The sequence below is a fragment of the Bradyrhizobium sp. NAS80.1 genome, assembly GCF_001908205.1.
In the GTDB taxonomy this organism is placed as follows: domain Bacteria; phylum Pseudomonadota; class Alphaproteobacteria; order Rhizobiales; family Xanthobacteraceae; genus Bradyrhizobium.
Genome location: NZ_LGHL01000373.1, coordinates 1 through 6,016, shown reverse-complemented (window position 1 = coordinate 6,016; position 6,016 = coordinate 1). Strand labels below are relative to the sequence as shown.

Here is a 6,016-nt window from a genome sequence, read left to right as displayed (position 1 = left end):
GGACGCGCCGAGCTTGCGCCCGACCGCGATGCCGACCGCGATCGCGAGCACGTTCTTGGCCGCGCCGCCGATCTCGACGCCGCGAATGTCCGTGGAGTGATAGGGACGGAATGTCGGCGAACCCAGTGCCTGCACCAGGCTGCTGGCCAGTGCCTCGTCCTTCGCCGCCAGTGTCACGGCCGTCGGCAAGCCGCCCGCGACATCGTCTGCAAAGCTCGGACCCGACAGGATCGCCGGCTGCGCGTGAGGGGCGGCCTCGTCGATCACTTCCGTCATGAATTTGTGGGTGCCGTGCTCGATGCCCTTGGCGCAGGCGACGATCGGCACCGGCTTCGCCAGATGCAAGGCCAGCATGTTGACCACCCCGCGCAGGTGCTGCGCGGGCGTTGCGATCAACACCATGTCGGCGCGTGCGGCCACGGCGAGATCACTCGTCACGGCGATCTCCGCGACGAGCCGCACGCCGGGCAGCCGCGGATTGTCGCGTGTCGATGCGATTCTGGTCGCATGTTCGGCATTGCGCGCCCAGAGCGTCACGCTCCGCCCTGCCCTCGCCGCCACCGTCGCCAGCGCCGTGCCCCAGGCGCCTGCACCGATCACCGCGACGGATTGGAACGCGGTCATCGCTAGAATCCCGCTCGCGTGTTGCCGTAGCCTGCCGGCGCCGTCGCATTGGCATCCAGCAGCCAGCGTGCACGGGGTTGCGCTTCCATCGTGTCGGTCAGACCGAGCGCGAGGCGTTCGGCGCCGGCCCATGCGATCATCGCGCCGTTATCGGTGCAGAGCGCAGGCGGCGGCATGATCAGTTGCGTCTTGGCCTGTCGCGCGACGTCATGCAGGGCGCCGCGGATCGCCTGATTGGCGGCGACGCCGCCGGCGGCCACGAGCGCGCGTGGCGCGCCGAACTGTTCGTGGAAAAGCTTGAGACCAACACTCAGCCGGTCGGCCGTCGAATCCAGCACGGCGGCCTGGAAGCTTGCGCAGAGATCGCTGATGTCCTGCGGTGTGATCTCCGTGAGTCGGCTCGCTTCGTTGCGCACCGCCGTCTTCAATCCCGACAGCGAGAAGTTGGCGTCGGGGCGTCCCTGCATCGGCCGCGGAAACGCGAACCGCGTGGCATCGCCATTTGCGGCCGCGCGCTCGACCTGCGGTCCGCCGGGATAAGGCAAGCCCAGCATCTTCGCGACCTTGTCGAAGGCTTCGCCGATCGCATCGTCGACAGTGGTGCCGAGCCGCACGTACTGGCCGACGCCGGTGACTGCGACGATCTGGGTATGGCCGCCCGAGGCGAGGAAGAGGCAGTAGGGAAATTCGATTCCATCGGTGAGGCGCGGTGTCAGCGCATGTGCCTCGAGATGGTTCACCGCGACCAGCGGCGTGTCATGCACCATCGCGATCGCTTTCGCGGTCGTGAGCCCGACGATGACACCGCCGATCAGGCCCGGCCCTGCGGCCGCCGCGACACCGTCGAGCTGGGCGAAGCCGATACCGGCCTCGCGCATGGCGCGGTCGATGATGCCGTCGAGCAGATCGACATGCGCGCGGGCGGCGATCTCCGGCACGACGCCGCCGAAGCGGGCGTGCTCCTCGACCTGCGAGCGCACGATATTGGACAGGATCTTGCCGCTGCCGTCAGGCGCGCGCTCGATCACAGCCGCGGCGGTCTCGTCGCAGGTGGTTTCGATACCCAGTACCAGCATTGGCGAATTGTTATCCAATTTGCGCCCTTGCGCTCATCCGTAAAGCAGAGTTCTGGTACGTCCGGTAGCATTCCGGGGTCGGCCTGTGCAATCGTCACGCGCGGCCATCCTCGCGAATGCGTCACCGCCACGTCCCCGGGAACACAAGCGATGTCCATTCTTGTCACACGGCCGCATCCCGACAATGAGGCGACGGCGGAAAATCTGCACGCGCGGGGTCATGTGGTGCTGCTGGCGCCGGTGCTCAAGTTCGAGCCAGTCGCTTTCCACGACGAGAGCGAGGCGGGCTACGACGCCGTCATCGTCACGTCGGCCAACGCGATCCGCGCCGTCGCACCGCAATTGCGGGACCTTGGCCTCTTGCAGCTTCCGCTGTTTGCGGTCGGCGAACACACCGCCGCCGTGGCGCGGGACGCCGGCTTTGCCGAGGTGATCGTCGCCGGCGGCGATGCCGTGGCCTTGCGCGACAAGGTGATGCAGAGCGCGCGCGACAAGGTGCTGAAGAAAAAGAGCTCGTTGCTTTATCTTGCAGGCGCGGATCTGTCGCGCGATCTCGGTGGCGAACTCGGCGCCGAAGGATTCAACGTGGTCACGCAGACCACCTATCGCATGGCGCCGGTCAAGATATTGCCGCGCGAGGTCTGCGAGGGCTTTGCCGCGCATGGGATCGAAGCCGTGCTGCATTACTCCCGGCGCAGCGCGCGGGCCTTTCTGGATGCGGCACGGGACGAAGGCGTCGAAATCTCGGCGCTGGCGATCCCGCAATGCTGCCTGTCCGAGACGGTCGCGGGCGTGCTGCGCGACGCAGGCGCGTCGCAGGTTCTGGTGGCGGCGACCCCGGACGAAAATGCCCTGTTCGACACCTTGGAGCGTGCTTTGCGCACCCGTTTGGCGTAAGAGGTCGAGCCGAATCCGACGCAATCGGGTCCGCCCCGGGTACGCAAGTGTGAGGAACCGTCACGATGGCCGACGACAAGCCTGAAGACGCAGGATTGGCCCCCGAGTCCGGCCGTGCCAAGCGCGCCCCGCCCACCATCGACCTCGAGGCGGCAGAAGTCTCGACCCAGCCGCAGGAGGTGGCGGGCGAGCCGGAGGCTCAGCAGGCGAGCGAGCAGGCCGCGGATGAGCGGGCCACGTCGGAAGAGACCAAGCTCGAAGAGACCAACACCGAACAAATCAAGGCCGAGCCTTACTCCGACCCCGTCGAGGAGCAGGCTTCCGTGGCGTCCGCGCCTGCGTCGCCGCCGATTTCGCGGCCGATTTCGCCGTGGGTCATTGCGCCCTTCTCGGGTGCAGTGGCCGCGGCACTCGTGCTCGCGGTTGGCTGGATGCTGGGCTGGCCCGCGGTGGAGGCGCCCCCTGCCGCGCCGCAAGTGACAAGCGCGACGGTCGACGCGCTGAGTGGTCGCGTTGCTGCGGTCGAAGCCAAGACTGGCAAGCCCGCCGCCGATCCGGCCATGGCGACGCGGATCGACGCGCTGGAAAAATCCGTTGGCACCCTGCGCAGCGACATCGCCAATTTGCGCGCGCAGTCCGACAAGACTGCGAGCGCGTTGAACGACGTGAAATCTGCGCCGCGCACTGCGGCGCCTGATCTTGCCGCCCTCAACGACCGCATCGCGCAGCTCGAGCGCGCCAGCAAGACCGAGCGCGCCGAGCTCGCGCAGCAGGGCGAAAAGATCGCCAGTGCCAAGACGGTGGATGACCAGCCGTTGCGCCATGTGGTGGCGGCGGCCCTGCTCGACGTCGCTGTTCGCCACGGCGACCCCTACGAATCGCAATTGGCCGCGGCGCGGTCGCTTGCCGCCGAGCCCGACGCGCTGAAGCCGCTCGACGCATTCGCATCGTCAGGCATTCCGACACCGGTCGCGCTGAGCCGCGAGCTGCTCAACATCGTGCCCAAACTCTCTCCGCCGGCGGAGGCACCAGCCAGCGGCGCCGGCATCGTCGAGCGTCTGCAGGCCGGGGCGTCGAAGCTTGTCCGCATCGAGCGCACCGACGGCGTTGGCAATGATCGCGGCGCCATCGTCGCGCGGGTCACCGCCGCGGCGCTCCGCAACGATTTCGTGGAGGCCCGGCGCGAGCTGAAGACGCTGCCCGAGCCCGATCGTGCACCGGCGCAGGCCTGGCTCGACAAGGCCGCTGCCCGCGACGCCGCACTCGCCGCCTCCCGCAAATTCGCCGACGATGCCATGGCGGATCTCACCAAGCCTGCTCAATAAGGTTCGCGCAACAACTAGCGCGTAATAGGGATCGCCATGCTTCGCATCGTCCTGTTCCTCGTCCTGATTGCGCTGGCGGCAGCCGGCGCGGCCTGGGTTGCCGATCAGTCCGGCGATTTCGTCCTGACCTGGGGCGGTTTCCGCGTCTCGACGACGTTTCCCAGGTTCGTGCTTTTGCTGGGCCTTTTTGCCGCAGTAGTGGTGCTCGTCTGGAGCATCCTGACCACGATCTGGCGCACGCCGGGACGTCTACGCCGCCGCCGTCACGAAAAGCGCCACGCCCGCGGCCGCCACGCCATCACCCACGGCCTGCTCGCTATCGGTCATGGCGACACCGCGCTCGCCCGCCGGCACGCCGAAGCGGCGCGGCGGCATGCGCCGAATGATCCGCTCGCGCTTCTGTTGCACGCGCAATCCGCCCAGCTTGAAGGCAGGCGCGACGAGGCGCAGCGCGTCTTCCGCGCCATGGCCGAGCGCGAGGACACGCGCCTGCTCGGCCTGCGCGGCCTGTTCATCGAGGCGCAGCGCGCCGACGATGCGGTCGGCGCGGTGATGATCGCGGAGGAAGCGATCAAGCTGTCGCCGTCCTCGACCTGGGCTTCGCATGCCGTGCTCGGCTTCCGATGCGCCCGCGGCGACTGGAGCGGCGCGCTCGCGATCCTCGATTCGAATCTCTCCGCGGGCCTGATCGACAAACAGGCCTATCGCCGCCAGCGCGGCGTGCTGCTGACGGCGCGCGCGCTGGAATTGGAAACGAGTGACCGCGGTGTCGCGCGCGAGAGCGTGATGGAGGCGGTCAAGCTCGCGCCGACCCTGGTGCCGGCCGCGGTGCTTGCGGCAAAGTTCGAGAGCGAGGCGCATCAGGTGCGCCGCGCCATGAAGCTGGTCGAGGCCGCCTGGCTCGCCAATCCGCACCCTGATCTCGCCGAGGCCTACGCGCATGTAAAGCTCGGTGATTCTGCGCGGCAGCGCTTGCAGCGGGTCGAGGCGCTCGCGGCCAAGAGAAACGACAAGACGCCTGCCGCCAAGGCTGGCCACATCGAGGGCCAACTCGCGATCGCACGCGCCGCGATCGACGCTTCCGAATTCGCCCGCGCGCGCGAGGTGCTGGCGCCTTACGTCAGCGATCCGACCCAGCGCGTGGCGCTGCTCATGGCCGAGGTCGAGCGCACTGAGCATGGCGACAGCGGCCGCGCCCGTGCCTGGACGCTGCGCGCGGTGCGTGCCCGCCATGATCCGGCCTGGACCGCGGACGGCTATGTCAGCGATCGCTGGCGCCCGATCTCCCCGGTCACCGGCCGCCTCGACGCCTTCCAGTGGCAGACGCCGGTTGCAAGCCTGCCTTCCGACAAGGGAACCACGATCGAATCGTCGGCCTTCGAGGAAGCCATGCTGGCGGCCCCGCCGCCGAAGCGGGTGACCGCACCCTCGAGCGAAAGCCCGGTGGAACCGGCCGTGACTGCACCGGATCCGCTGCCGACTGCACAGGACAATTCGCCCCCCGAGGCCAAAGAAGCCGTCAAGGAAGAGCTGGTCGTCACGCCCGCTGAGCCGGCCAAACCGGCCCCGGATCCGGCCGAATCAGCGCCGACGGCGGCAACACCGGTGTTCCGGACCCGCGCCGACCTCGGCCAGCCTGCGCCGGCGCCGATCCAGGCCATCATCCCGATCGTCCGTGCCCCTGATGATCCCGGGATCGATGACGACGGTCCGAGCGATGAATTTACGGAACAAATCGGCACGCCGAAGGCCCAGGCCGGCGGCTGGCGCGGATTCTGGTCCCGCTGGGGTGCGTGAGGCGCATTTCGCGTCCCGCTTGTCCTTGCCAATTCGGGCCATGCCCGATATCAGGAGCGCGCGTATCGGGGTCGGCCTCGCCGGGCCCCGGCAGGGTTCGCCGCAATAGCTCAGTCGGTAGAGCACGTCATTCGTAATGACGGGGTCGGGGGTTCGAATCCCTCTTGCGGCACCAGCGCCCCAGTGTCCAGACCGAAGACATCGGTAACAGATCGTACCTAAGACATAGGTGACAACCTCGTGCCGAGCGGGTTGCCGATTGGTTGCAAGGTCATTTACTCCAGGGTCGATCCAGCC

Annotated in this window: 5 protein-coding genes and 1 tRNA gene; 4 read left to right on the top strand and 2 right to left on the bottom strand. The window is 68.1% G+C overall.

What is annotated here, in order from left to right:
• Positions 1-624 (bottom strand): 2-dehydropantoate 2-reductase N-terminal domain-containing protein (locus AC629_RS43560; RefSeq protein ID WP_168195752.1); only part of this gene is annotated, 624 nt, incomplete at its 3' end.
• Between the two features lie 2 nt (positions 625-626).
• Complete coding sequence (gene tsaD, locus AC629_RS43555; protein ID WP_084810746.1) at positions 627-1,700, bottom strand: tRNA (adenosine(37)-N6)-threonylcarbamoyltransferase complex transferase subunit TsaD; 1,074 nt, start codon at positions 1,698-1,700, stop codon at positions 627-629.
• A 150-nt stretch (positions 1,701-1,850) separates the two neighbouring features.
• On the opposite strand from tsaD, the gene AC629_RS43550 reads away from it, so the two are divergent.
• From AC629_RS43550 to AC629_RS43535, 4 genes are all read left to right on the top strand, one after another.
• Positions 1,851-2,597, top strand: a complete 747-nt coding sequence (locus AC629_RS43550; RefSeq protein ID WP_084810745.1) for a uroporphyrinogen-III synthase — start codon at positions 1,851-1,853, stop codon at positions 2,595-2,597.
• A gap of 65 nt (positions 2,598-2,662) precedes the next feature.
• Positions 2,663-3,922 carry a COG4223 family protein gene (locus AC629_RS43545; protein ID WP_084810744.1) on the top strand — a complete coding sequence of 420 codons (1,260 nt, stop codon included), beginning with the start codon at positions 2,663-2,665 and terminating at the stop codon, positions 3,920-3,922.
• Positions 3,923-3,958: 36 nt separating this feature from the next.
• Positions 3,959-5,719 (top strand): heme biosynthesis HemY N-terminal domain-containing protein, encoded by a 1,761-nt coding sequence (locus AC629_RS43540; RefSeq protein WP_084810743.1) that lies wholly within the window; start codon positions 3,959-3,961, stop codon positions 5,717-5,719.
• A gap of 99 nt (positions 5,720-5,818) precedes the next feature.
• Positions 5,819-5,894, top strand: a tRNA-Thr gene (locus AC629_RS43535).
• Positions 5,895-6,016 lie beyond the last annotated feature (122 nt).

Bases quoted from the DNA above. Each gene is read 5' to 3' on its own strand.
- tsaD (WP_084810746.1), bottom strand. From the start codon at position 1,700: ATGCTGGTACTGGGTATCGAAACCACCTGCGACGAGACCGCCGCGGCT.
- AC629_RS43545 (WP_084810744.1), top strand. From the start codon at position 2,663: ATGGCCGACGACAAGCCTGAAGACGCAGGATTGGCCCCCGAGTCCGGC.
- AC629_RS43550 (WP_084810745.1), top strand. From the start codon at position 1,851: ATGTCCATTCTTGTCACACGGCCGCATCCCGACAATGAGGCGACGGCG.
- AC629_RS43540 (WP_084810743.1), top strand. From the start codon at position 3,959: ATGCTTCGCATCGTCCTGTTCCTCGTCCTGATTGCGCTGGCGGCAGCC.